We start from the raw sequence: 23,871 nt of genomic DNA on the forward strand, positions 1-23,871 counted from the left end.
TGCCAAACGCCAACACCCCTCTAAGAGCTACGCTCGCAAGTTTCGAACTCACGTTCTCACTTGTCCTCAAGGGGAGAATCTAGATACCGTTGTGTCTAATGGTGTTGCCATGGACTATCGATATGATGTAGAACTTAACAGCTCTACCCTTTTGAAGGGGCAGGAGGATGACAAGCTTGGAAAGAAAATCTTTACCTGAACATTTCAAGAACACCTATTACCTATGAAAAAAATTAAACTGATAGAAGTGCGCTCTGAGCTGGGAGCCGGTACTCGTGGTGCGAGTATGGGCGTTGATGCGCTGCGGGTGGCCTGCTGGGACAAAGGTTGTGACTACTTCAAGCGTTTCAACTCTGTCAGCGTTCCTGACCTTAACTATACCCTTTTTGACAAGGACCTGTTCCCGAATGCACACCGCATCGATAGCATCCTGACCGTACAGAAAAACATTGCCAATGCCGTAGAGCAGACATTGGGGCTTGATATGTTTCCGCTGGTGCTATCGGGTGATCATTCCAACGCGCACGGCACCATAGCAGGTATAAAAGCTGCTTACCCTGATAAAACATTAGGTGTGATCTGGGTGGACGCGCACGCCGATATTCACTCACCGTATACCTCGCCTTCAGGCAACGTGCATGGCATGCCGCTGGCTATGGCCCTAAACATCGACAACCTCGATCGTCAGATCAACGACCCGGCACCAGAGACGGTGTTCTTCTGGAACTCACTTAAGAAACTTGGCTTCGACGGCCCGAAACTCAAGCCAGAGCACTTAGTATACATCGTGGTGCGCGACACCGAGGAGCCAGAAGATTATCTGATGGCTAAACATGGTATCAAGAACTTCACCTACGCCGAGCTCAGCCAGAAAGGACCTGAAAAGGTAGCGGCCGAAGCGCTGGACCGCCTGCGTGACTGCGACATAATTTACGTGTCGTTTGACGTGGACAGTCTCGACTCAAAATTCTCGAAAGGCACCGGTACGCCGGTAGAAGTGGGTCTGACTGTGGAAGAGGCCAAAGTGCTGAACTACCACCTGCTACAGGATCCGCGCATTGTGTGCTACGAAATGACCGAGATTAACCCGACGCTTGACACCGAAAATACCATGGCCGAAAACGCCTTCGATATACTGGAGACCGCCACCGACGCCATTTTACACCGAGAATTTAATAAAACAGCTATACATTAATCTACTTAATGCAACTTCAAAACGCCATCAGCCAGAGCATCAGCCAAGCATTGGAGGCTTTGTTCGGCCTTACTGTTGACGCTTCTGCCATCAGCCTGCAGCCTACCCGCAAGGAGTTTGCCGGCAGCTTCACGTTCGTAACCTTCCCCTATACAAAGCAGGCCGGCAAAGGTCCCGAGCAGATTGGGGAGGCGCTGGGTGCTTACCTAAAAGAGCACGCCGCCGAAGTAAAGAATTACAACGTGGTAAAAGGCTTTCTGAACCTCGAGATAGAGGAAGAGGTATGGGTGCGTTTGTTCCGCGAGCTGATGACCAACCCAAGTCATGGCCAAGCGACTGATTCCGGCAAGAAGGTGATGGTAGAATACTCTTCGCCAAACACGAACAAGCCACTGCACCTCGGTCACCTGCGCAATAACTTTTTGGGTTACTCCGTGTCGGAGATCATGAAGGCCAACGGGCATGACGTGATGAAGGCGAACCTCGTGAACGACCGCGGTATTCACATCTGCAAGTCGATGCTGGCCTACCAGAAGATGGGCAACGGCGAAACACCGGAGAGCAGTGGCATTAAAGGCGATCACTTGGCGGGCAAATACTACGTGCTGTTCGACAAGGCTTACAAAGAGCAGATCGACGAGCTGGTAGCGCAAGGTATGGACAAGGAAGAGGCTAAAAAGAAGGCGCCGCTTATTCTGGAAGCCCAGACCATGCTGCAGAAATGGGAGCAGGGCGACGAAGAAGTCGTATCGCTCTGGAAAACCATGAATGGCTGGGTATACGAAGGCTTCGATGCAACCTATCGCAACATCGGCGTTGATTTCGACAAGTTCTACTACGAGTCTGAGACCTATACCTTGGGCAAAGAACGTGTAGAGGAAGGCCTGCAGAAAGGTGTGTTCTTCAAAAAGCCGGACGGCTCAGTATGGGTTGACCTGACAGACGAAGGACTGGACGAGAAACTGCTATTACGTTCAGACGGCACATCGGTATATATTACCCAAGACATGGGTACGGCTGAGTTGAAACACAATGACTTTCCGTATGATCAGTCCATCTACGTAGTTGCCGACGAACAGAACTACCACTTTCAGGTACTGAAGGCGGTGCTTAAGAAACTCGGCAAGCCGTACGCCGAGGGCATCTATCACCTGTCTTACGGCATGGTGGACTTGCCATCTGGCAAAATGAAATCGAGAGAAGGCACCGTGGTGGATGCTGATGAGCTGGTGCAGGAGATGATCGACACAGCGCGCCAACAGACTGAGGAACTGGGCAAGATCGAAGGCTTTACGCCGGAAGAGGCTACTAAGCTATACCATACATTGGCAATGGGTGCTTTGAAGTACTTCCTGCTGAAAGTGGACCCGAAGAAGCGCATGCTTTTCAATCCGCAGGAGTCGATCGACTTCCGTGGCAACACGGGGCCGTTTGTGCAGTACACGCACGCCCGCATCTCGGCTATACTGCGCAAGGCTGGCGAGATGGGTATAGCCGTGGATGCCGCTTCGTTCAGCGATTTCAACAACCTGCACGAAGCCGAGCAGGAGGTGATCACGCTGCTGGTGAACTATCCGGAAGTAGTGCAGGAGGCAGGCAAGCTGTATGCTCCGTCTGTGATTGCGAACTACGCTTATGAATTAGCCAAGGCCTATAACCGATTTTATCAGGAAATCTCGATCTTCAACGAAACCGACGAACAGGCCCGTAACTTCCGCATTGCCCTCTCTGCCATGGTAGCCCGCTTCGTGCGCGAAAGCATGAGCCTACTGGGGATTGAAGTGCCAGAGCGGATGTAGGGTTGGGGATCTGTATAGGTGAATAGGTATGGCGCGAGTCGAAGATCCCGGACTCGATTCGGGACGTCTTCGCTCGCGCCGTAGTGAGTTAAAACAAAAACAAGATATTCCGGTTAAGCCGCATATACTTATACCTTACAAAATCAAACATGAAACGCATCGCACAACTTTTGACCGTAGGACTTGTATTAGGGCTTACAACAGCCTGCTCCGGAGGGTCTAACACGACAAATACAGACACTGAAACGATGACCACAGAAACAAGCCAAACGGCACAGGCCAGTGACTTTCACGCTTTCAAGATTGAGAGTCTAGAGGGTAAAGAGATCGACTTCTCGCAGTATAAAGGTAAGAAAGTGCTGGTAGTAAACACTGCTTCGGAATGTGGCTACACACCGCAGTATGCCGACTTGCAAAAGCTGCACGAAACACACGGCGACAAGGTGGTGGTATTGGGTTTTCCGGCGAACAACTTCGGTGGACAGGAGCCGGGCTCCGAGGAAGAGATTGCAGCCTTTTGCCAGAAGAACTATGGCGTTACTTTCCAGATGATGGAGAAGGTATCGGTGAAAGGGGATGACCAGCATCCGCTCTACCAGTGGCTGGCGAAGAACAGTCCGAACAACGACGAGCCATCTTGGAACTTCAGTAAGTACCTCATCGACGAGAACGGGAAGGTGATCGCTTTTTATCCGTCTAAAGTGAAGCCGATGGGAGAGGAGATCCTGACGGCGATTCAGAAATAATAGCAGACAGGTATAGCGCTTAGGTATACCCGCTGATTTTTGCATAACACATTGAACACAACGCAACACATCCCGCAGAATCCAAGTCTTGTGAAGGCTTGGATTTCCGCTTTTAGGCCGCGCACACTCCCTTTGGCTTTTTCTTGCATCGGTATGGGCGGTTTTATGGCCGCCGCATACAGTAGCTTCAACGCAACTGTCGTGGTCCTGTGCGTATTGACTACGCTCTTCCTGCAGATACTCTCCAACCTAGCCAATGACTACGGTGACTCCATACACGGTGCCGATAGCGAACACCGGGAAGGACCGAAGCGTGCCGTACAGGCAGGCCATATCAAAGCAGAGCACATGAAGAAAGGGATGGCGGTGTTCAGTTTGCTATCACTGGTGTCAGGCTTGCTACTGTTGTGGGTGAGCTTCGGAATGGAAGGGCTATACCTGTTTCTGATTTTTCTGGGTTTGGGCTTGGCTTCTATCTGGGCGGCGATCAACTATACCGCTGGCTCAAAACCATATGGTTATGCCGGCTTAGGCGATGTTTTCGTATTTGTGTTCTTCGGTCTGGTTGGTGTGCTGGGGACTTACTTTCTGCAAGCGCAGTCGCTGCCAGTGCTGGTGATTCTGCCGGCCATGGTCTGCGGATTCTTCTCCACGGCGGTGCTCAACGTAAACAACATCCGCGACATCAAGTCGGATGTGCTGGCGGGCAAACGCTCTATACCTGTGCGACTCGGACCTATGCGGGCACGTGTCTATCATACCTTCTTACTGGCCGGGGGCGTGTTAAGTGCAGTGGCTTATGTGCTGCTCAACTTCTACAGCGTATGGCAGTTCTTTTTTGTGCTGGCTGTGCCGCTGGTTATCGTGAATGGCGTGAAGGTATGGCAGAAGCAGACCTCTGCTGAACTCGATCCCTACCTGAAGCAAATGGCCATCACGACCATGCTGTTCGTGCTGCTATTTGGTATAGGCCAAGTGGTGGGCTAGGCAGCCGCTATAACAGATCGCTGCTCTTTATAATTTTCCCGCCGCTTGCCAGCATATCAGCACGGGCCGCCTCATATCCTTCCTGACTGATCGGGCGGGTAGCGTCTTCTATAAAAAATTTCTCGAAGCCTTCCGATAAGGCATCTTTGGCGGAGTAGTACACGCAGTAGTCCGCAGCCAAGCCAGCTAGGTATAGCTGCGTCACGCCTTTGCCGCGCAGGTAGTCAGCCAAGCCGGTGGACTTGAGACGGCCATTGTCATAAAAACCGCTGTAGCTGTCGATCTCCGGATTGGTGCCCTTTCTGAAAATAGCCTCAATCTTTCTAGCCTCCAGTGCAGGGGCCAAGTCTGCGCCGGGTGTGTCCTGTAAACAGTGGTCTGGCCAAAGCACCTGTGGAAGTCCCAGCAGTTCGGTCATCTCAAATGGATTCTTGCCTTCATGATTGGAGGCGAAGCTCTTGTGGTTGGCCGGGTGCCAGTCCTGCGTCGCCACCACCAAATCGAAGCGCTCCTGCAACTGGTTTACAATCGGTATGATCAGGTCTCCCTCGGGTACGGCCAAGGCGCCACCGGGCAGAAAATCGTTTTGTATGTCGATCAATAAAAGTGCATTCATGGACTCGTTCTCAGGAACGGCAAGGTATAGGTATAAGCTGAATTTTGCAACGGATTAGAGACCGTCCGTTAGGTTAGCCAGTGGTGGCTTGTGGTCTTCGCCGTAAATCTCAAAATAAACCGTATCGCCAATAGACTCGACCACATTTGCCTGCTTGATGACATCCTGATAGGTTTTGTAGCAGCTCAGGGCTTTTGTCAGGATCTCAATGTCTTCGGATCGTAGCCGCACTTCGCAGTCGATCAGACTAGGGTCGCTATGCTTCATGATGAACGTGCCTTGCTGCAGCGGCTGTTCAGTCTTGTTCGGTAAGGTCAGGAAGGCAAGGCGCTTGAGGTAATCGGCATCGCCGTCCCGCATCTCTAGGTATACCCGCTTGATGATGGCATGCATGACGAGGTGGTCGTGAAAGCCACTCACCCCGTGCACCGGGTAAGACACGATGACCTGTGGTTCAATCTTCCGGATATGCGCTTTCACTACTTTCTCTATTTCCCGAGGGTCCATCTCCGCCAATCCGTTGTCGGGCAGGTCAAGCACGGTCATACCTGTTAACCCAAGTGTTCGCTCCACGGCCAGCATCTCCTTATACCTAACGTCTCCCATCTCCTCCACACTCAGGCCAAGTTCGTGCCGCACCTTGGTAGCGCCACCTCGTGTCAAGGTGAGGAGATATACCTGATGGCCCTGCTCAAGTTGCTGCCACATGACAGGGGCAGGGCCAAAGGATTCATCATCAGGATGCGGGAAAATATAGAGGATGCGCATGTGCTTTGCATATTTAGGTTCGATTACTTAAACGGGCAAAAGCAAGGGGATGGTTAGATTGTCTGTTTGTGTAAAGTACCTGCTAGCCATAGATATTGTTTGCAGGTATAGAGGGTATACTATTAAAGCATGCAGGACTATCGTTTTTTGCGCTCCAGCCTTTTGAGTATCGGTGAGTAAAGTTCGACTACCCGAACTGTTATCTCATAAGTGTCATAATTTGTAGCTACTGGTGTACCTTGTTTTACATCTCTGATTTTGCCGCTGCGGTCGATAAAGAAGTTTCTTGGGTAGCTGGTGATGCCCCATTCTTTGAACAAATCTGTTCCGTCAGGCAAAATAAGGAAGTCGAAGGGATGTTTGGCGAGTAAGCTGTTGATCTTGGCGTCGTTTTCGGGTGCAATTGCAAGAAACAACACATCTGGGTGCAGTTCTTTCAGTCGGTTCAGATCGGGCATTTCCATAATGCAGGGCCCGCATGTGGTAGACCAAAAGTTGATCATGACCACTTTGCCTTCCAGCATTTTATTATCTACTATGGTGCCATCGAGTGCTTTTAGTGAAAATGTGGGCAAAGACTTGTTTTTATACTTGCGCACAAAGTCCTCTTCCTCATCTACTGCACTTGTAGGATTCCCGCTGTCAACAACAGGTATGGTCGGGGATAAAAGTAATGTTATGTACAAAAAATGAGGTACTAGTAAGAACAAAAGTTTGGTGCTCATAACTCACAGATTTGGCAGGTATATATGTATAGGCTAATATAATAAAAATGTGCAGTTAACAAAAGAGCCGCTCTGTTTGGAGCGGCTCTCTCATGCTATTAGTTATTGTCCTGCGGTACCGGTTGGCTGTTGCCTTGGGTGTTAGGGTCGCTCGGCTTATTGCGGTTTCTGTTCCGGTTGCGGTTCTTGTTTCGGTTAGGCTTACTGCCAGCCTCCTGTCCTTCGGCTCTCGGTGATGCTTCACCCTCTGGGCGTGGGTTCTGGTTGGCTAGCTTCACTGGGCGGTCGCCGTCTTCTCTGCGCGGGGCACCTGCTCCCTCCGGCTTCGGACCTCTGCGACGGTTGCGGTCTCTGCCGCCCCCTTCACTGGAGCGGCCTGCACCGCCACCTGATCTGCCACCACTGTGTCTACCACCGCCTTTGCCGCCTCTTCCGAAGTCGCGTCGGGTCGGATCGAACACCGGGGCAGCGCCAAAGCCCTCTGGAAGCGACAATTTCGGCAAATCACGCTCAATGAGCTGCTCTACCTTGCGCACGCGGTACATGTCGTTCTCATTCACGAAGGTAATGGCCATACCTGTAGAAGCGGCACGGGCCGTACGACCTACGCGGTGCACATAGTCCTCTGCGTCCTGCGGCATGTCAAAGTTCACCACGTGGCTCAAGCTGTCAATATCTATACCTCTCGAGAGAATGTCAGTCGCCACGAGTATCTGGTACTTTTTGTTTTTGAAGCCCTGCAGTGCCTTCTCGCGCTCGTCCTGTGTCAGGTCCGACATAATGCCCTCCGCCTCGAAACCCATCTTGCGCAGCGAGCGCACAATCTGGTTCACGTTTGACTTGCGGGAAGTAAAGATGATCATGTTCGATACCTCCAACTCACGAATCAAATGCTCCAGCAAAGGCAGTTTTTGGTTGTCGTACGTCAGGTACAGGCGCTGGTCTATCCCTTCGGCAGGCTTCGAGATAGCCAAGTTGATTTCAGACGGCTGTTGCAATATCTGCTGGGACAGATCGCGGATCTTCTTCGGCATAGTGGCCGAGAAGAGCAGGGTCTGTCGCTCCGTAGGCAAGGCGCGCACGATCTTAAGGATGTCATCCATAAAGCCCATGTCCAGCATCTTGTCTGCCTCGTCCAACACAAGGTATTTCAATTGGTCCAGTTTCACGTAGCCTAGCGCCATGTGCGACATCAAGCGGCCCGGTGTGGCGATGATGATATCGGCGCCACCGGTGAGGGCGCGTTTCTGTTGCTCCCACTCATCACCTTTGCTGCCACCGTAAATGGCGATCGAGCTGACAGGGGCGAAATAGCCGAGACCTTCTACCTGCTCGTCTATCTGCTTGGCGAGCTCACGGGTGGGCACTAATATAAGCGTGCTCGTGAATTCATAATTAGCATGCGAGATGCGGTCGATGAGCGGCAAAAGATAGGCGGCCGTCTTGCCTGTACCTGTCTGAGCGCAGGCGATTATATCTTTCTGCTCCAGTATGAGCGGTATCGCCTGCTGTTGCACCGGGGTCGGGGTGTTGTATCCCATCGACTCGATTCCGGTAATCACATCGTCGTGTAGGTTGAATGAACGAAAATCCAAAGTTATCTCCTTAAAATTATTTTATGGCCTAGCGGCCTCTAAACCGCATTTATTGTGGTAAAGATACGATTTTTATACCTTATTTAAGAAAAATTTAAAAGTTGATGTTATTTATATTGAAAATTATATTAATATTGCATCGTCATCAGCAGGGAATTTGTAATAATCTCTTAAAAAGTTGAAGACACATTTAAAATATACAAAGCATTAGAATATCGCTATATAGTTTAAATGTCTGAAATTCCGCTCCGAAATCATATTTGAAAACTAACTTATATCACTTAAACAATATTAAATTTTATTTACATAGAATTTTTTATATTAACGCCGAAACATTTAAAAAGGCTAGGCGTAAATAAGCCCAAAGTGACTTAAAAAGATCATTTTATAAACTATAAAAAAAGATTTATTAAAATTTAAAATGAAAAAAGCTATACAAGATTCGCCAAACTTCTATCTTCTTCTAGGTGTTAATATCATCAACGCAGTTTTTTTGCTGATATAGGAGTTCTTTAAATAGAATACATAAAAAGTAAAACATATGGGCAGCTATCCTTCGGGATGGCTGCCTTTTTTTATACCTTTTCGAAAAATTTGCCTACGGCCGATAGCCTAAGCACTAGATAAGCAAGTATGACGGAGCCAATCTTTAAAGATATGCTGGTATTGGAGCTGGCCAGTGTACTGGCTGGGCCTAGTGTTGGGCAGTTCTTCGCCGAACTGGGAGCGACCGTTGTGAAGTTGGAGAATGCCACCACCGGTGGCGATGTGACACGCACTTGGAAACTGGCCTCTGAGCAGCAGGACACCAATGTGTCGGCGTACTTTTCGGCGGCCAACTGGGGCAAGCTCTCCGTAGGGCTCAATATTATGGAGGCCGCAGCGCTATCAGCGGTGCACCGCTTAGCGGCCAAAGCCGACGTGATCATTGCCAGCTACAAGCCCGGCGACGCCGAAAAGCTTCAGGTTGACTACCAAACGCTGAGCCAACTTAACCCGAAGCTTGTCTATGGCCACATAACCGGCTACGGCACCGAGGACCGACGGGCGGGGTATGACGCGGTGGTGCAAGCGGAGAGTGGCTTTATGCATATGAATGGCGAATTGGATGGTCCGCCTGTTAAAATGCCCGTGGCGCTGATGGACATTTTAGCGGCGCATCAGCTCAAAGAGGGCATCCTGACAGCGCTGCTCCTGCGGGAACGTACCGGAAAGGGCCGCTATGTGAGCGTGTCGCTACTGGATGCGGCTGTGTCGGCACTGGCTAACCAAGCGACCAATTACCTTGTGGCGGGGCACAACCCGCAGCGGATGGGGTCGGAGCATCCCAACATAGTGCCCTATGGCAGCGTGTTTACCAGTCAGGATGGGCTACCGCTGGTGCTGGCCATTGGCGGCGACCGACAGTTTCGCAGGCTATGCGAGGTGCTAGGGGATGCAGGTATGGCAGATCAGCCCAACTTTGCCACTAATAGCGCCCGCGTGCGATACCGAGCGGAGGTAAACAAACAACTTAGCGATTTGATAGGCCGACATAACCGAGACGAACTGTTGAGACAACTGCATGCGCTGCATGTGCCGGCCGGGGCCGTGAACAGCGTGGCCGAAGTGTTTGAGCTGCCACATGCGCAGCACATGCTGCTGACGCAGGAGCAAGGCGGTAGTGGTGTCAGGCAGGTGGCTTTTGTGAGCGAAGGTATGGCAGCAGACGCCATTATGCCACCACCGCACTACGCCGCGCACACCCGGCAGGTGTTGGAGCAACTGGTGGGGCTGCCTCCTGAGGTGATTGCAGCCATCCAGCTGACAATTGATGAAGATAAAAGTATAACCGATTGATAAATAGAGGCAAGCGCTCCCTGAATAACTATTTGCATTACAAAGCAGTACAATTTATAGCCTTTGCACCCAAGATTAACTTTTTTATGAAAGATAGACTCGACGATATTATTACCGGCCTGCAACAGAAGTCCGCTACGAAGCAGGCCATCTACCGGAATACCTACGAAACCTTTTCGCGCATGAAGGAAATCTCCCAGGATATAGTGGAGGAGTTGACAAACCGTATAACCAGCCATAATGCCGATGTGGTGATCGAATATAGGGCCATCAGCGATCTCGAATTCCAGATCAAGTTTTCGGGCGATCTGCTTGTATTCGTTATGCACTCAAACATCGTTACTTTTCCGGACGACTACGAGATCATGCGGACAGATTATATTGATGAGGACTTCAGACGCCGTTTCTTTGGGCATATCATGGCGTACAATTTTATGGCTGACACCATTAAGTATAACCGGCTGGATGATCCGGGTTATTTGGTGGGCCGCATGCTCATCAACATCGAAAACCACTTCTGTATTGAGGGAGTGAAGCAGCTTGATCTGCCTTACGACCAAATTGCCCGCAACGTGGTAAATGACGATACGCTTCGCCTGATAGTGGAGAGCGCCATGATCGCCGCTGTGAACAATGACCTGATGGGGCAGGACGTGTCGGATATCGAGCGCATCACTTACAAGCAGAAGCTCGAGAACTCCCAACTGTCTAGACCGCGCAAGCTTGGCTTTATGATCAACCACGAATTGACGCACTAGCCAGTTAGCGACAAGGTAAATAATACCCCTCCGGTTAAGGTATAAGACTATGAGATCTGCCTTAACCGGAGGGGTAGTTGTTTTCAAGTCTACTTGACTTCAATCAGTGAGTCCTGCTCACGCAGTTTTTGCAAAGCATTCTCCAAGGCAGGCAGGCTTTCCAGTAACTGCTCAAAACTGCTGATGCAGAAGTACTGGCTCTGGAAAGTCTCCTTAATGTAAGGCGTGTTGAGTATCTGCTCCACGTCAAACTCAAACTTCACACTTTCATCTGATACAGACAGATTGCTTTCTCCAACAGATGATAGAATGCCGGCCCCATAGATCTGTGCCTTTTGGCCCGGCTTTCGGAAAAGCCCGAACTCAATTGTGTACCAGTAGATGCGTGTCAGGCGGTCGATGATGTCGGGTCTGTCTAGGTGGGAGAGGGCCATTTCGGAGAGTTTGGCCAGAAACTCGCAGTATACAGGTATAGTGAGTAACGGCACGTGTCCAAACACATCATGGAACATGTCGGGCTCCTCAAGGTAGTCGAGCTGGTCCATGCGACGCACCCATACTGTGGCCGGGAAGCGCTTGCTGGCGATCAGTTGAAAGAATAGGGCATCGTCGACAATGCCCGGGGCAGCCACTACCTCAAAACCCGTAAGGGGCTTTAGCTTTCGGTTGATTTCGTTGAAATCAGGTATACGGTCACGGTTGAAACCTACTTTCTGCAATCCCTCCAGAAACTCTGGTATGGCTTTGTCAGGTAAGTTGCGCAGTTGGCGATCGTAAAGGATGGTCCATACTTCGTGGTTCTCGGAGGTGTAGCTGCTGTAGTTCTGTGTCAGGTTCATGGCTGTTGTGTTTCTTAGTTTAAAATGGAATAGGTATAAAAAGAAAAAAGCAGAGCTTTCGCTCTGCTTCAGTTGTATCAGTTAAGAAGTGCCGGATGGGGCTTTTTCCTTTTTAGGTGCGGTTTAAAAATCGCCTGATTGCCTGAGAGAGCGCAGTAGAGCAGCGGTAATAATAACCGTAGCAATAATAGGCGGCACGATAGCAATCAGCGGAAATAGCATGCAGCAGCACGATGCCTAGTGGCATGGGCAAACGGAGGGTCGCTATGGCTGCTGGTGTATGCATGATTTTATTGATGGACGCAATGACGCGATAATTGCGATAAACGCAAAATTTTCTGCAAGGTTTTTCCTTCGCCGCCGAGACCTCGAGTGGATATGCCTGAACTTATGCCAAAGACGTATAAAAGGGTATAGCACAACGGGGGCTTTAAATTGCATCAGGTATGGAGGCACCAAAACGAACGGATAGTACTTCTGGTAGCATCGACTTAAGAAAGTGGTTGATTAATCTGTTCGTGCTCGTTCTGCCTGCCGCACTTGCAACCTGCACCGCACCGCCAGCGGGCACTGAGCCGCTCCGCACACAGCATGTGGTCATTTTGGTGATTGACGGCACGCGCTGGTCCGAAACATGGGCCGCAACTCCCGGCCTTATTCCCAACATGTCCACTACCCTGCGTCGGGAAGGTAGCTTTTTCCCGAACTTTCTAAACGACGGGTATACCTACACAAACTCGGGACACACGGCTATTATTACTGGCGTGAACCAGCCAATTGATAATTATGGCGATGAACTTCCGGCGAACCCTTCCATTTTTCAGTATTTTCTGAAGCAGTCTGGAAAACCGGCGACAGCCGCTTGGATTGTGTCGAGCAAAGATAAACTGCACATACTGGCCGATACCCAGCGACCTGATTGGAAAGGTACTTTTAATCCGTCTGTAAATGCCGGCGTCAATGGTCCCGGGACCGGCTACCGCATGGACTCGCTCACCTTGGTAGAGGCAAAGCGGATACTGACTACCCACAAGCCGAACCTGATGCTCATTAACTTTATGGAGCCCGATGGGTATGCCCATGCCGGCAACGAAGAGAATTACCTGAGGGGCATTGTTAGGACGGACAGGTATGCGAAGCAGCTTTGGGATTTTCTGAATGAGAACGAACCTTTTAAACGGAACACGACCCTTTTCATCACCACTGACCACGGTCGGCACTTAGACGGGATAAACGGCGGCTGGATGGAGCACGGCGACAACTGCGCTGGCTGCCAGCAGATTTATCTGCTGGCGCTGGGACCTGATTTCAACAAAGGGGAAATAGCGACCCGGCATACACTGATTGACATTGCGCCCACTGTTGCCCGTTTGCTCAACTTCGAGATGGACTCTGTGGTAGTGGTGCCGCGTGTGGACACTACTGTAGTAGAGCTTGCCATGGATACAACGATCGTAGCACCGAGGAGAGATTCTATCCGGTTAGAAATTAAAATGGATACTACTGTGCTGCAGGGAAGCTTCATAAAAGAGCTGTTTCCTAGAAAGCGTCTCAAAGAATTGGGCCTTTAAGCTCATCATTGCCTTATTTACTGAAACCCACAACTGACAGTCCTCCTACCATTCGTGCTACAAATGTAGCTTGCCACTGCGTGCTGACCGATATCTGATTAAAAAGCAGAGAAATGGCCTTAATTATTACATCAAAGCGAATACGTCGCAGGGTTGTCAGCTGTGTATACCTGCTGGTGTGGGCTTTGCTGCCATGGCAGCAGGTATGGGGGCAGCCAGAGAGTTCTTTGTTTACAGACGAGGAGGTGCTCCAGCTAAAACTGGTTGTAGACTTTCAAAAACTGCTCAAAGACAGGGGCGACGAACGGTCTTATCATATGGGCACACTGTCTTACACAGGCGCTAAAGGAGAAACAGTTGCTTTGCCGTTAAAAGTGATGGTTAGGGGTAACCGACGCCGCGATCCGAGAGTGTGCCGATTTCCTCCGCTCATGCTCAACTTTATCCGGAAAGAAATGCCGGAGGGAACCATCTTTGCCGGACAGAATAAAATTAAACTGGTGACGCATTGCATCGGGGACGAGTATGTGCTGCGGGAGTATCTGGTGTACAAGGTATACAACCTCCTGACGGAACAAAGCTATCGCGTGAGGCTGTGCCAAGTAGAATATGCCGATTCACTTGGGAAACGGAAAATTGAACAGCACTACGCCTTTATGATTGAGGATGACAAGGATATGGCTGCTCGGAGTGAGGCGAAGCTTATACCTAAGAAAAGGATCGTGCGGATGGAGCGCGCCGATCAGCGCGTGATGGCCCGACTGGCGCTTTTTCAGTACATGATGGGAAATACGGATTGGTCTGTGCCTTTCCGCCATAACATCGACCTCATGGCAACAGATTCGCTAGCGCCTCCTATACCTGTGCCCTTCGATTTTGACTATGCAGGGATGGTAGCGGCGCCTTATGCCACGCCGCCACCAGAATTGGGTATAAAATCTGTAAGACAGCGGTTATACCGCGCGTATAGTTTCCCTGAGAACATTTACCGAGAGACCACAAACACTTTTAATGCTCTCCGAACGCCCATCTATGCTATGTACAGGCAATGCGAGCCTTTAAGCAAATCAGGCCGAAAGCAGTCACTAAAGTATTTAGATGGTTTTTACAGCATTATAAACAACCCTCGCAAGTTCGAGCGGGAAATCGTGAAAGTAGGAGAACGGAATGAGCGGGAGTATGTGGCTGTAATTGGGCTGGAAAAGAAAAAGCGTTGATACGGAGAGACTCCCTATCAACGCTTTAATGTTTAGAATGGTCAAAGGCTTACATGATCTCTGAAAGTTCGAGCCAGCGCATCTCTTTTTCTTCTAACTGCTCGTTTATCTGCTCCAGTTCCATCGCCCAAGCGTTCAGCTGTTCGTGATCGGTGGTGGTGCCGGCATTCATGATTTCTATGAGATCTGTTTTACGGCTTTCCAGTTTTCCCATTTGCTGCTCGAGCTCTTCAAACTCCTTTTTCTCCTGATAAGTTGGCTTGCGCTTGCCTTCCGATTTTTCCTGTTTCTTCTCAGGTATAGCGGCAGGAGCAGCCTGTTTGGTTTCTTGAGCGTTTTTGTCCTGTTCTTTCAGCCACTCACGGTAGTCGGTGTAGTTGCCCGGGAAGTTACGGATCTTGCCCTCGCCTTCGAACACGAACAGATGTTCTACGAGTCGGTCCATGAAATAACGGTCGTGCGACACCATCAGCAGGCAGCCCCCGAAGTTGAGCAGAAAGTCCTCTAGTATATTGAGCGTGATGATGTCAAGATCGTTGGTGGGCTCATCGAGAATCAGGAAGTTGGGATTCTTGATGAGAACGCGAAGCAGTTGCAGCCTACGCTTCTCTCCACCGCTCAGTTTGCTCACAAAGGTATATTGCTGCGCCGGAGGAAATTGGAAATGCTGCAGAAACTGGCTAGCCGTGATTACCTCGCCGTTGGCCATTTCCACCACCTCGGCAATCTCTTTCACGATGTCGATTACCCGCTGGTCGTCCTTAAATGTGAGTTCATCTTGGGTATAGTAACCGAATACGGTTGTTTGGCCGGCATCGATCGTGCCACTGTCGGGCTGCAGTTTGCCGGTGAGCATGTTCAGGAAAGTGGACTTTCCAGCGCCGTTCGGGCCTACTACACCTATTCTGTCCTTTTTCTTGAAGACATAGGAAAAGTCGTCCACTATTTTCTTGTCGCCAAAAGACTTCGAGATATGGTCCACCTCGATGATCTTACCGCCCTGTCGGGTTGTCTTTACAGAAAGCTCCAACTGTGGGGCAGCTGTTTTCTTGGCGGCTTTTTCCTTCAGTTCCTCAAAGGCATCGACTCTATACTTGGCCTTGGTGCCACGGGCCTTTGGCTGACGGCGGATCCAGTCCAACTCCTTGCGCATCAGGTTGCGGGCTTTCTCGGTCTCAGCGGCGGCCATTTCCTCCCGCGACGCTTTTTTCTCCACAAAGTAGCTGTAGTTGCCCTTGTAGGTATAGAGTTCGCCGTTGTCGAGTTCCGCTATCTCATTGGCCACTTTGTCTAGGAAGTAGCGGTCGTGCGTTACCATGAGCAACGTGGTGTTTTGGGTAGAGAGCAGGCCCTCCAGCCACTCGATCGTGTCGAGGTCCAAGTGGTTGGTGGGCTCATCAAGTATAAGCATGCTCGGCTCTTCGATGAGCACCCGCGCCATGGCCACACGCTTGCGCTGACCACCGGAGAGGTGCTTTATCTGCTGGTCAAGGTTGTGGATGCCCAGTTTGGAGAGTATTTGCTTGACTTTGATCTCGAAATCCCAAGCCTGCAGCTCGTCCATACGCTCCATCAGCTCTTGCATCTTCTCGGCGCTGGTGTCGGCGTGGGAGATGGCCACCTCGTAGTCGCGTATCAGATCCAGCACTTCGCCCTGTCCTCCAAAAATGGTCTGCTGCACCGTCAGTTCCTCGTCAAACTCCGGGTTCTGACCCAGAAAACCGATGGTAACCTCTTTGCGCACGCTCACGCTGCCCTCGTCGGGTGGCAGTTTGCCAGCCAGCACATTAAGTAGGGTGGTTTTGCCGGAGCCGTTTACACCCACCAGTGCTACACGCTGTCCTTGGCTAATACCGAAGTTAAGGTTCTTAAAAAGCCAGCGATCACTGAAGCTCTTGGCTATATTTTCTGCGGATAGGTAATTCATAGGGCAAATTTAGTCATTTCTATGCTATGGCACAGTCAAAATAAAACAGGCCAGCCCTAAGGCTAGCCTGTTTAGTATACATAGTTTATGTGGACTATCTTACAGTTTCTTCATTTGCCATATTAGTTTTGTAGGCCCTGCTAGGTGTGCGGTGCGTAGTGAGTGACGCCAGCATAGAGAACACACCAAAGACAAGATGTGGCGTATACACGTAATCAGCAAAGCCAAAAATCCAAGGCGACAGCGCCAGTATAACACCTATACCAAAATCAAGCATCAGGTGGGTCTGCATCGGGATCTTCTTTACAAGTCCCACCTCAAAATCGGTCAGCGCGGCTTGAATGAGTACAATCGCACCTATTACAACGGCCACCCAAGTTTCGGCACCTCCAGCGGCAAAGCCGAATAGCCAAGGTGATGCTATTAGTAAAACACCATATATGTAATCCAATATACCGTGAAAACGGGTTGGGATAAATCTCATAAAGTCCTCCTTTCTAGTTGTATTACAAACTATAGTATACGTATATCGATAAGAGGTGGTAGCGTTGCTTCGTTGAATCAGTGCAATTTATTGCTCGGTCATGACCAGTGTGCGGGCTACATAGTCATGCAACGCTTGGCGACGGCGTGTGAAAAGAATCAGTATAAAACCCAAGAGCACCGGCAGCAAAGAGAGAATGCGCGAAAAGTACCGCAAATTCGCCTGCCAGAAAGAAATGCGTTTGCCTCGCAAGTCTGTCACTTTTAAGCCTAAGGTAAACTTGCCAACAGTGGCCTGTTTGGGAGAAGCCTCTAGCAGGGTATAGTACAGCCAGTGTAGTACGGGAAAGTACATGCTGAAAAAGAAAAGCTGTATCACGGATTGAAATTCCATCATGTCAAATCGGCCTGCTACGAGGATTTCTTTCCACGTGTCGAAATGCGCTGCACTGTCCGTAACAGAGTAGAGGATGATGGAATACCAGAATACCAAGATTGTCGTATCGATAAGCGATGCGACAAAACGACCTACAAAGCTACCGTAAAGCGGAGTACGCTTCACTACAGGTGAGCTTGGCGTGATGATAAAGGCAGAGTCGGTGATAGCAGTTGGCATAAGGGCTATACTTGATGGTGAATAATCTGCATTGCCGGCTGTATGGCAATGCCAACGGGAGGTGAAACTAACTGTCAGTCCTTTTCAGGTAGCAGTTATGCCTAGGTAGTACTGAATCACTAAATATATTAAATAATAATTTATTTACAAAATATATTTTTAAATTAATATTTAGTTGATTTGGTATATGTTTTTGTGTTGTTGAATTATAACCTAATAATAACAAGTAAAAATTCAAACTGATATTCATTTTGGGTAAACGTATCAAAAATATTGGTCAACATGAGAATTAGACGGTTTTAGCATAACTTCGTGCCCTATGGGACAGAATTTGAATCAGCAACCAATCGGGATATTCGACAGCGGGATAGGCGGACTGACTGTGGCTCAGGCTATTGTGCATGCGTTGCCGCAGGAGCGTTTGGTGTATTTTGGCGACACGGCCCACTTGCCCTATGGCGATAAGTCTACGGCGGCTATTCAGGCCTATGCCGTTAAGATTTGCGACCTGTTGCTGCGGCAACACTGTAAGGTTATCCTGATCGCCTGTAACTCGGCCTCGGCTGCGGCCTACGAACTCGTAAAAGAGTATGTGGGCAGTAAGGCCCGCGTGCTGAATGTTATCGATCCGGTGGTGCAGTACATAGGGGAGACCTACCCCGGCAAAACCATTGGCTTGATCGGGACAAAGCAGACGGTAAACTCCAATGTGTACCGAAAGAAGGTTGATGCGCTCGATCTAGATATTACCTTGAAATCACACGCCACCCCCTTGTTGGCCGCCATGATTGAAGAGGGTTTCTTTAATGACTCCATATCGGAGAGTGTTATTCACGCCTACCTCTCGGATCCAGATCTGCAAGGTATAGAAGCGCTCATACTGGGCTGTACACACTATCCGCTCATTAAGAGACAGATCGAAAACTACTACAAAGGTGAGGTGGATGTGTTGGATGCCAGCCAGATTGTGGCGCGTCATGTGAGGCATTTTATAGAGGATAACCAGATGGCTTCGGCTGAATTGGTTGGCGACCATTCTTTTTACGTATCCGACTTTACCAGGTCGTTCGAGGAAAGCACGCGCATATTCTTTAAGCGCGAAGTGCATTTGGAACATTACCCGCTGTGGGAGTAGAATAAGTTTAAGAGTTGGAGAGTTTAGGAGTTTGCGAGTTAAAATGTAGCGGCTCTACACTGTAACGTCGAGATTGGGATGGTAGACATCGATATGGGCTGGTATTGAGGCATGGTCTTTCGTAGGGACAGGTCGCGACCTGTCCGAATCGTGCACTAGTCACTGCTCAAATCGAACACCAAACAATTGGCAATTAACAATCAGCGATCACCATTCAACAATCCCTCGACTTCCAAAAATCCCGTAAAATGAGTACCTTTATACAGCAACGGAGAATTTCTTATGAAAAAGCGATATTTAACGATAGGAGACTTTAAGCGCAATGCCTTTATTGTGGCGGCTGCCGCTACGTTGGGGCTGACCAGCTGCGACTCGAACACCCGTACGGAAGATGAATGGAACGCTGGTACTGAAGTGCCTGCCCCAGATGGCATTGTGACGGAACTGACTGAAGAGGCGCCTGATCAGTGGAAGATCACAGACGAGCGCACGACGGCTCCGGGTCAGAGCATGGCCATCCTGAAGTACAGTGATGGCCGCGTGGACACGCTGCAGGGCTTGGCGCTGGAGAACCAGATGCGCGACATCGCCCAAAACGAGCAACAGTATACCCAAGGCGGCTTTGGGCTGGGCAGCGTGCTGTGGTGGAGCGGCATGGGCTTTATGGCCGGTCGCATGATGTCACCTAGGCCTGCTTATTATGCCAATCCGGGCGTAATGAACAACACCGCCGCGTGGCGCCAGAACGTGCAGACTTACCGACAGCAGTCCACTGCGCCGCGTTCAGGCCGAAGCGGCTACTTCCGTGGACGCAGCGGCGGAGCAGGAGCTTAAGCAAGCTAAGTCCATCAGTCAATAGGTACTGCCAAGATAGGAACAGCACATCATGTAGGTATAGCGCTATCTTTTTTGAAAGCCTATACCTTGTTGCGAAGGTATCAGTATAAGCCGCTATGCTTGTGCCGATACCTTCTTTCGCGTTTCAACCTTTTATATCAGAGCATTTCATGTTAGAAAATTCGAAGACGAACATACAGGTAAAACCCCACACAGGCGATGTGGAGAAGGCAGTGCGCGGTCTGGGCTGGGAGTGGTGCGTAGAAGACGGCTGCGCCAACTATGTACCCGGAGAAGCGGTGGTAATAACGGAGGACGAAGCCGAGGAACTCCTCGACGCCGCCAGCTCGCTTTATGATATGATGGTGCAGGCCATCCCGAATGATCTTCCGGATGCTTTCCTGAAAGTGCTGGGTATACCGGAGAACCTGTGGCAACTGGTCCGCCTGTCTTGGAGCGACGACCGCCAATTGCATCTGTATGGCCGCTTCGACTTAGCCATGACGCCGGACGGGCCTAAAATGCTGGAGTTTAACGCCGACACGGCCACCTCTATACCGGAAACTGCTGTAGTACAATGGGCGAGTCTGGCTGCTGCTGGGAAGAATGACGCGCTGCAATACTCGGGTCTGTACGAAGCCTTGGTAGAGCAGCTCAAGGTATGGCGCGAGCGCAATGAAGACTTAGCACCTGCTTTGCTGATAACCTATATTGGGGCTAGCGCCGAGGACGAAGCCAACTGTTCCGTTATCACACAAGCCGCTAACGAAGCCGGATTCGACGCGCATCTTTGCCCAATCGAGGAGGTTAGTTTCACAACAGAAGGAGAGGAGAAAGGCGTGTGGGCGCAAGTAGAGTCGGAGCAGTGGCGACATTTTCCGTTCCTGTTCAAACTCCTACCTTGGGAACAAATCGCTTGGGAAGAACCTGAACTCCTGCAAACGCTGACATTGCTTGCCCGGTCCCGTACCATCACGATTGCCAATCCCGCCTATACCTTGCTTTTCCAAAGTAAAGGGATGCTGGCGTGGTTGTGGAAGGCTTTTCCGTACCACCCACTCTTACTGGAGGCTGATATCGAGCCACTAACGGGTAAGTACATAAAGAAGCCATACTTCGGCCGTGAAGGGCAGAGTGTGGAAGTGATAGACCGGGGCCGTGTAACCAAAGTACGTGGGGAGTACGACAAGCAGCAGCAGGTATACCAGCGCTGGTGCGAACTGCCCGAAGACAGTAAAGGCTATCAGTACCAAGCAGGCGTGTTCTGGTCAGGCGAAGGAGCGGCCATCGGTTTCCGCCGCGAAAAAGGCATCATCACCAATCTCTCGCAATTTGTGCCGCATCTGGTGGAGGGGTGAAATAGATGAGAAAATTTGAAGATTTGAAAAACAGGAGATGCTTTTGTTGTATAATTTATTGGGACACTCATTTCCAAATCTTCTCATCTTCAAATCTCCAAATTAATAAACTACCTTTGCCCATTCACAAACCCTAACCACGTATGCTTGCCTTTCTGCTGACACTTATGCTATTGCTGGGTATCGTCATTGTGTTGGCGTACGCGGAGCGCAAGGTGGCTGCCTTTATGCAAGACCGCTTGGGACCAACCGAGGCCGGACCTTATGGCTCACTGCAGTCGGTGCTGGATGTGCTTAAGCTGTTGCAGAAAGAAGACATTGTACCTACTGCTGCAGATAAAAAGCTGTTCAAGCTGGCACCCATTCTGATCTTCGCCGCAGTATTCGCAGGCTTTGCCGTTATACCTTTCACACCGGATCTTATACCTGCAGGCATTGGCATCGGCGTGTTCTACCTGCTTGCCATTATTTCATTGGATGTGGTAGGTTTGCTGATGGCTGGCTGGGGCTCCAATAACAAGTACGCCATGCTGGGTGCCATGCGCTCTGTTGCCCAAATTGTGTCGTATGAAATACCAGCCGGGTTGGCCATTCTCTCTGTTGTGATGATCTGCCAGTCACTCGATTTTCAGGAGATCAGTTACCAGCAGGGTATACTGCTCAACCGTTTCCCCGGACTTGAGTTCGAAACAAACTGGCTTTTCGGCATTGAGGCCTTAGGTATAAATACTACAAACATAGGCGGCATCACAACGTGGAACATTTTCAGAGCGCCGCTTCTGCTGGTGGCCTTTGTGATTTACTTTATCGCATCTTTGGCCGAGAGTAACCGGGCGCCGTTTGATATACCAGAGGCGGAATCGGAACTAGTGGCGGGTTTTCACGTGGAGTACTCAGGCTTCCGGTTTGCGGTGCTGTTTCTGGCGGAGTACAGCATGATGGTGCTGGTCAGTCTGGTAGCGGTCATTCTTTTCCTTGGAAGTTGGAATACGCCTCTACCGAACCTGACCACGCTGAAGTTCGCTAACTGGACAACCGGCACGGTAGGGGAGTTGTCAGGTATACTGTGGGGCGGCTTCTGGTTGCTTAGCAAGACCTTTGTACTGCTGTTTCTGCAGTTGCAAATCCGCTGGACCTATCCGCGCTTGCGTGTTGACCAACTGATGCACCTGTGTTGGAAAGTGCTTACACCCATAGCGCTGGGTATAGTACTGCTGGCTGGCATCTGGCGGCTGCTAATGGTTTGAGTTTGAGAGTTAATGAGTTTAAGAGTTAGAGAGTTAAAAGTATTGGGTAATTTATTCCCCTCTTAGGAGGAGTAGATTTCAACTTATACTTGTAACATTTTAAAAATGGAGAAATCGTCCGTTCAACATAAAACCGGTTTTTGGGAAGTAGTGAAGTCGCTGCTGAGCGGCTTGCGACTGACTTGGCGGCATTTCCGGAATGCGGATAAGCGGCGTGCGCCTGTGCCGGTTATGGACGAGAACTACTTTAACCAACCGGAGGGACTTGTAACGCTTACCTATCCCTATGAGGCTATACCTGTGCCTGATAACGGCCGCTACCGCCTGCATAACGAGATCGACGATTGCATTGTGTGTGATCTTTGCGCTAAGATTTGCCCAGTGAATTGCATTACCATCGAATCAGTGAAGGCAACAGAGGAAATCGGGATGACTTCTGACGGTACTAAAAAGCGCCTCTACGCGCCTGTGTTCGATATCGACATGGCCAAGTGCTGCTATTGCGGACTCTGCACTACCGTTTGCCCAACTGACTGCCTGACTATGACACCTGTGTATGATTTCGCAGAAGTAGACATCAAAAACATGATCTACCATTTCACAGACCTTACACCGGAGCAGGCCGAGGAGAAAAAACAGCTGCTAGCCAAGCAGCAGGAGGAAATGGCCGCCGCCAAAGCAGCGGCATTAGCCGCTCGTAAGCAGCAGGGTTAAAAGATATTGATTATTATTAACTGATCACTGTTAAAGATGCTTTTCTACATTTTTGCCGCATTGGCAGTAATTTCGGGAGCCTACATGGTGCTCACACGCAACCTGCTGTACGCCGGTTTTTCGCTCTTGCTCACTTTGCTAAGTGTGGCCGCCATCTACGTACTGCTCTTCGCCGATTTCGTAGCAGTTACCCAACTGATGGTTTATGTAGGTGGTGTGCTGGTACTGATTCTGTTCGGTATCATGCTCAGCAGTCGGGTACACGATAAGTCAGTGATGTCAGAAAATGTGAATGTAGGCTGGGGCATCTCTATTTCGCTGCTTACGCTTATTGGGTTGGGCTATACCATCTGGCAGGCCAGTTTCAGTTCTCTACCTTGGATTCAGCAGGCTAATACGGATATATTGGCTGGTCAAAAGAGCACGGTGCAATATATAGGTATAAAGCTGATGACAGACTTTGTGCTGCCTTTCGAAATCGCTTCTCTACTGCTCCTTATCGCCCTAATGGGAGCCGCCTACATCGCCACTGACAAACAGAAGGTATAATGCTGACTCAGATTCCACTCGAACATATCCTGTTGCTTAGCGCCGTGCTTTTTAGCCTCGGCGTGCTGGCCGTGATTACCAAGCGCCATGCGGTGTTGGTTTTGATGGGTATAGAACTGATCTTCAATGCCGCTAATCTCAATCTGGTCGCCTTTAGCCGTCACGATCCACAGCTGATGCAAGGGCAGCTATTCTCGCTGTTTGTTATCATCGTTGTGGCCGCTGAAGCCGCCGTGGCCTTAGCCATTGTGCTGCGGGTATACCAGCATTTCAAAACAGCCAATCTCAATCAAATCGTGAGTAAAGAGAACACCTAAGTTTCCAAAACTCATAATTTCAAAACCCCCTTA

The 23,871-nt window shown here is 50.0% G+C and carries 24 protein-coding genes; 15 read left to right on the forward strand and 9 right to left on the reverse strand.

The genetic code is table 11. The features are described from left to right. The first annotated feature begins 223 nt into the window (after positions 1-223). The 4 genes from rocF (at position 224) to Q1A04_RS13960 (ending at position 4,727) form a co-directional block, all read left to right on the forward strand. Positions 224-1,195, forward strand: a complete 972-nt coding sequence (rocF, locus tag Q1A04_RS13945) for an arginase (protein WP_299707086.1) — start codon at positions 224-226, stop codon at positions 1,193-1,195. A gap of 8 nt (positions 1,196-1,203) precedes the next feature. Beyond that, on the forward strand, positions 1,204-2,994 hold the full coding sequence (gene argS / locus Q1A04_RS13950) for an arginine--tRNA ligase (RefSeq protein WP_299707089.1): 1,791 nt from the start codon (positions 1,204-1,206) through the stop codon (positions 2,992-2,994). 149 nt (positions 2,995-3,143) lie between these two features. Then, positions 3,144-3,740 carry a glutathione peroxidase gene (locus Q1A04_RS13955; protein ID WP_299707092.1) on the forward strand — a complete coding sequence of 199 codons (597 nt, stop codon included), beginning with the start codon at positions 3,144-3,146 and terminating at the stop codon, positions 3,738-3,740. Positions 3,741-3,791: 51 nt separating this feature from the next. After that, entirely contained in the window at positions 3,792-4,727 is a 936-nt protein-coding gene (locus tag Q1A04_RS13960; protein ID WP_299707095.1) for a 1,4-dihydroxy-2-naphthoate polyprenyltransferase, read from the forward strand. 7 nt (positions 4,728-4,734) lie between these two features. Here the strand turns inward: Q1A04_RS13960 and pncA are convergent, their stop codons facing one another. The 4 genes from pncA to Q1A04_RS13980 all read right to left on the reverse strand — a co-directional run bounded on the left by pncA (position 4,735) and on the right by Q1A04_RS13980 (position 8,377). Beyond that, entirely contained in the window at positions 4,735-5,343 is a 609-nt protein-coding gene (gene pncA, locus Q1A04_RS13965) for a bifunctional nicotinamidase/pyrazinamidase (RefSeq protein WP_299707098.1), read from the reverse strand. A gap of 54 nt (positions 5,344-5,397) precedes the next feature. Next, positions 5,398-6,111, reverse strand: coding sequence for a PIG-L family deacetylase (locus Q1A04_RS13970; RefSeq protein WP_299707101.1), 714 nt, complete (start codon positions 6,109-6,111; stop codon positions 5,398-5,400). Positions 6,112-6,248: 137 nt separating this feature from the next. Continuing rightward, entirely contained in the window at positions 6,249-6,797 is a 549-nt protein-coding gene (locus Q1A04_RS13975) for a TlpA disulfide reductase family protein (RefSeq protein WP_299707104.1), read from the reverse strand. A gap of 137 nt (positions 6,798-6,934) precedes the next feature. Next, entirely contained in the window at positions 6,935-8,377 is a 1,443-nt protein-coding gene (locus Q1A04_RS13980) for a DEAD/DEAH box helicase (RefSeq protein ID WP_299708822.1), read from the reverse strand. 687 nt (positions 8,378-9,064) lie between these two features. On the opposite strand from Q1A04_RS13980, the gene Q1A04_RS13985 reads away from it, so the two are divergent. Together Q1A04_RS13985 and Q1A04_RS13990 are read left to right on the forward strand one after the other, a co-directional pair. Then, positions 9,065-10,270: a CaiB/BaiF CoA-transferase family protein gene (locus tag Q1A04_RS13985; RefSeq protein ID WP_299707107.1), complete on the forward strand. Its 1,206-nt coding sequence runs from the start codon at positions 9,065-9,067 to the stop codon at positions 10,268-10,270. 86 nt (positions 10,271-10,356) lie between these two features. After that, positions 10,357-11,028 carry a hypothetical protein gene (locus Q1A04_RS13990; RefSeq protein ID WP_299707109.1) on the forward strand — a complete coding sequence of 224 codons (672 nt, stop codon included), beginning with the start codon at positions 10,357-10,359 and terminating at the stop codon, positions 11,026-11,028. Positions 11,029-11,117: 89 nt separating this feature from the next. On the opposite strand, the gene Q1A04_RS13995 is transcribed toward Q1A04_RS13990, so the two are convergent. Continuing rightward, entirely contained in the window at positions 11,118-11,867 is a 750-nt protein-coding gene (locus Q1A04_RS13995) for a phenylalanine 4-monooxygenase (RefSeq protein ID WP_299707111.1), read from the reverse strand. 112 nt (positions 11,868-11,979) lie between these two features. After that, the gene (locus Q1A04_RS14000) at positions 11,980-12,153 is read right to left on the reverse strand and encodes a hypothetical protein (protein WP_299707113.1); all 174 of its coding nucleotides are present in this window, start codon (positions 12,151-12,153) and stop codon (positions 11,980-11,982) included. A gap of 160 nt (positions 12,154-12,313) precedes the next feature. Here Q1A04_RS14000 and Q1A04_RS14005 point away from each other — a divergent pair, with 160 nt between their 5' ends. Together Q1A04_RS14005 and Q1A04_RS14010 are read left to right on the forward strand one after the other, a co-directional pair. Beyond that, complete coding sequence (locus Q1A04_RS14005; RefSeq protein WP_299707115.1) at positions 12,314-13,438, forward strand: alkaline phosphatase family protein; 1,125 nt, start codon at positions 12,314-12,316, stop codon at positions 13,436-13,438. A 113-nt stretch (positions 13,439-13,551) separates the two neighbouring features. Then, a complete protein-coding gene (locus Q1A04_RS14010) occupies positions 13,552-14,655 on the forward strand; it encodes a hypothetical protein (RefSeq protein ID WP_299707117.1) in 1,104 nt (367 codons plus the stop codon). 49 nt (positions 14,656-14,704) lie between these two features. Here the strand turns inward: Q1A04_RS14010 and Q1A04_RS14015 are convergent, their stop codons facing one another. The 3 genes from Q1A04_RS14015 to Q1A04_RS14025 all read right to left on the reverse strand — a co-directional run bounded on the left by Q1A04_RS14015 (position 14,705) and on the right by Q1A04_RS14025 (position 17,681). Continuing rightward, on the reverse strand, positions 14,705-16,582 hold the full coding sequence (locus tag Q1A04_RS14015; RefSeq protein ID WP_299707119.1) for an ABC-F family ATP-binding cassette domain-containing protein: 1,878 nt from the start codon (positions 16,580-16,582) through the stop codon (positions 14,705-14,707). Positions 16,583-16,676: 94 nt separating this feature from the next. Further along, the gene (locus Q1A04_RS14020; protein ID WP_299707120.1) at positions 16,677-17,066 is read right to left on the reverse strand and encodes an SPW repeat protein; all 390 of its coding nucleotides are present in this window, start codon (positions 17,064-17,066) and stop codon (positions 16,677-16,679) included. Positions 17,067-17,153: 87 nt separating this feature from the next. Continuing rightward, positions 17,154-17,681 carry an RDD family protein gene (locus Q1A04_RS14025; RefSeq protein WP_299707122.1) on the reverse strand — a complete coding sequence of 176 codons (528 nt, stop codon included), beginning with the start codon at positions 17,679-17,681 and terminating at the stop codon, positions 17,154-17,156. A gap of 319 nt (positions 17,682-18,000) precedes the next feature. Between Q1A04_RS14025 and murI the strand changes: the two genes are divergently transcribed. The 7 genes from murI to nuoK all read left to right on the forward strand — a co-directional run bounded on the left by murI (position 18,001) and on the right by nuoK (position 23,838). Beyond that, the gene (murI, locus tag Q1A04_RS14030; RefSeq protein ID WP_299707125.1) at positions 18,001-18,816 is read left to right on the forward strand and encodes a glutamate racemase; all 816 of its coding nucleotides are present in this window, start codon (positions 18,001-18,003) and stop codon (positions 18,814-18,816) included. A gap of 282 nt (positions 18,817-19,098) precedes the next feature. Next, positions 19,099-19,650 (forward strand): hypothetical protein, encoded by a 552-nt coding sequence (locus Q1A04_RS14035; RefSeq protein ID WP_299707128.1) that lies wholly within the window; start codon positions 19,099-19,101, stop codon positions 19,648-19,650. Between the two features lie 173 nt (positions 19,651-19,823). After that, positions 19,824-21,011 (forward strand): glutathionylspermidine synthase family protein, encoded by a 1,188-nt coding sequence (locus tag Q1A04_RS14040; protein WP_299707131.1) that lies wholly within the window; start codon positions 19,824-19,826, stop codon positions 21,009-21,011. Between the two features lie 143 nt (positions 21,012-21,154). Then, a complete protein-coding gene (locus tag Q1A04_RS14045; protein ID WP_299707134.1) occupies positions 21,155-22,258 on the forward strand; it encodes a complex I subunit 1 family protein in 1,104 nt (367 codons plus the stop codon). A gap of 105 nt (positions 22,259-22,363) precedes the next feature. Further along, a complete protein-coding gene (locus Q1A04_RS14050) occupies positions 22,364-22,972 on the forward strand; it encodes an NADH-quinone oxidoreductase subunit I (RefSeq protein WP_299707137.1) in 609 nt (202 codons plus the stop codon). 36 nt (positions 22,973-23,008) lie between these two features. Then, positions 23,009-23,521: an NADH-quinone oxidoreductase subunit J gene (locus Q1A04_RS14055; RefSeq protein ID WP_299707140.1), complete on the forward strand. Its 513-nt coding sequence runs from the start codon at positions 23,009-23,011 to the stop codon at positions 23,519-23,521. Next, positions 23,521-23,838, forward strand: coding sequence for an NADH-quinone oxidoreductase subunit NuoK (gene nuoK, locus Q1A04_RS14060; protein ID WP_299707143.1), 318 nt, complete (start codon positions 23,521-23,523; stop codon positions 23,836-23,838). The genes Q1A04_RS14055 and nuoK overlap by 1 nt, the downstream gene beginning before the upstream one ends. The last annotated feature ends 33 nt before the right edge of the window (positions 23,839-23,871 follow it).

Origin of the sequence: uncultured Pontibacter sp. (assembly GCF_947499215.1) — a bacterium.
Classification (GTDB): domain Bacteria; phylum Bacteroidota; class Bacteroidia; order Cytophagales; family Hymenobacteraceae; genus Pontibacter.

Bases quoted from the DNA above. Each gene is read 5' to 3' on its own strand.
- Q1A04_RS13990 (WP_299707109.1), top strand. From the start codon at position 10,357: ATGAAAGATAGACTCGACGATATTATTACCGGCCTGCAACAGAAGTCC.
- Q1A04_RS13995 (WP_299707111.1), bottom strand. From the start codon at position 11,867: ATGAACCTGACACAGAACTACAGCAGCTACACCTCCGAGAACCACGAA.
- Q1A04_RS14005 (WP_299707115.1), top strand. From the start codon at position 12,314: ATGGAGGCACCAAAACGAACGGATAGTACTTCTGGTAGCATCGACTTA.
- Q1A04_RS14045 (WP_299707134.1), top strand. From the start codon at position 21,155: ATGCTTGCCTTTCTGCTGACACTTATGCTATTGCTGGGTATCGTCATT.
- Q1A04_RS14035 (WP_299707128.1), top strand. From the start codon at position 19,099: ATGAAAAAGCGATATTTAACGATAGGAGACTTTAAGCGCAATGCCTTT.
- Q1A04_RS14050 (WP_299707137.1), top strand. From the start codon at position 22,364: ATGGAGAAATCGTCCGTTCAACATAAAACCGGTTTTTGGGAAGTAGTG.
- Q1A04_RS14040 (WP_299707131.1), top strand. From the start codon at position 19,824: ATGTTAGAAAATTCGAAGACGAACATACAGGTAAAACCCCACACAGGC.
- Q1A04_RS14055 (WP_299707140.1), top strand. From the start codon at position 23,009: ATGCTTTTCTACATTTTTGCCGCATTGGCAGTAATTTCGGGAGCCTAC.
- pncA (WP_299707098.1), bottom strand. From the start codon at position 5,343: ATGAATGCACTTTTATTGATCGACATACAAAACGATTTTCTGCCCGGT.
- Q1A04_RS14025 (WP_299707122.1), bottom strand. From the start codon at position 17,681: ATGCCAACTGCTATCACCGACTCTGCCTTTATCATCACGCCAAGCTCA.
- Q1A04_RS13985 (WP_299707107.1), top strand. From the start codon at position 9,065: ATGACGGAGCCAATCTTTAAAGATATGCTGGTATTGGAGCTGGCCAGT.
- Q1A04_RS14010 (WP_299707117.1), top strand. From the start codon at position 13,552: ATGGCCTTAATTATTACATCAAAGCGAATACGTCGCAGGGTTGTCAGC.
- murI (WP_299707125.1), top strand. From the start codon at position 18,001: ATGGGACAGAATTTGAATCAGCAACCAATCGGGATATTCGACAGCGGG.
- Q1A04_RS14015 (WP_299707119.1), bottom strand. From the start codon at position 16,582: ATGAATTACCTATCCGCAGAAAATATAGCCAAGAGCTTCAGTGATCGC.
- Q1A04_RS14020 (WP_299707120.1), bottom strand. From the start codon at position 17,066: ATGAGATTTATCCCAACCCGTTTTCACGGTATATTGGATTACATATAT.
- Q1A04_RS13955 (WP_299707092.1), top strand. From the start codon at position 3,144: ATGAAACGCATCGCACAACTTTTGACCGTAGGACTTGTATTAGGGCTT.
- Q1A04_RS13970 (WP_299707101.1), bottom strand. From the start codon at position 6,111: ATGCGCATCCTCTATATTTTCCCGCATCCTGATGATGAATCCTTTGGC.
- nuoK (WP_299707143.1), top strand. From the start codon at position 23,521: ATGCTGACTCAGATTCCACTCGAACATATCCTGTTGCTTAGCGCCGTG.
- Q1A04_RS14000 (WP_299707113.1), bottom strand. From the start codon at position 12,153: ATGCATACACCAGCAGCCATAGCGACCCTCCGTTTGCCCATGCCACTA.
- argS (WP_299707089.1), top strand. From the start codon at position 1,204: ATGCAACTTCAAAACGCCATCAGCCAGAGCATCAGCCAAGCATTGGAG.
- Q1A04_RS13980 (WP_299708822.1), bottom strand. From the start codon at position 8,377: ATGGGATACAACACCCCGACCCCGGTGCAACAGCAGGCGATACCGCTC.
- rocF (WP_299707086.1), top strand. From the start codon at position 224: ATGAAAAAAATTAAACTGATAGAAGTGCGCTCTGAGCTGGGAGCCGGT.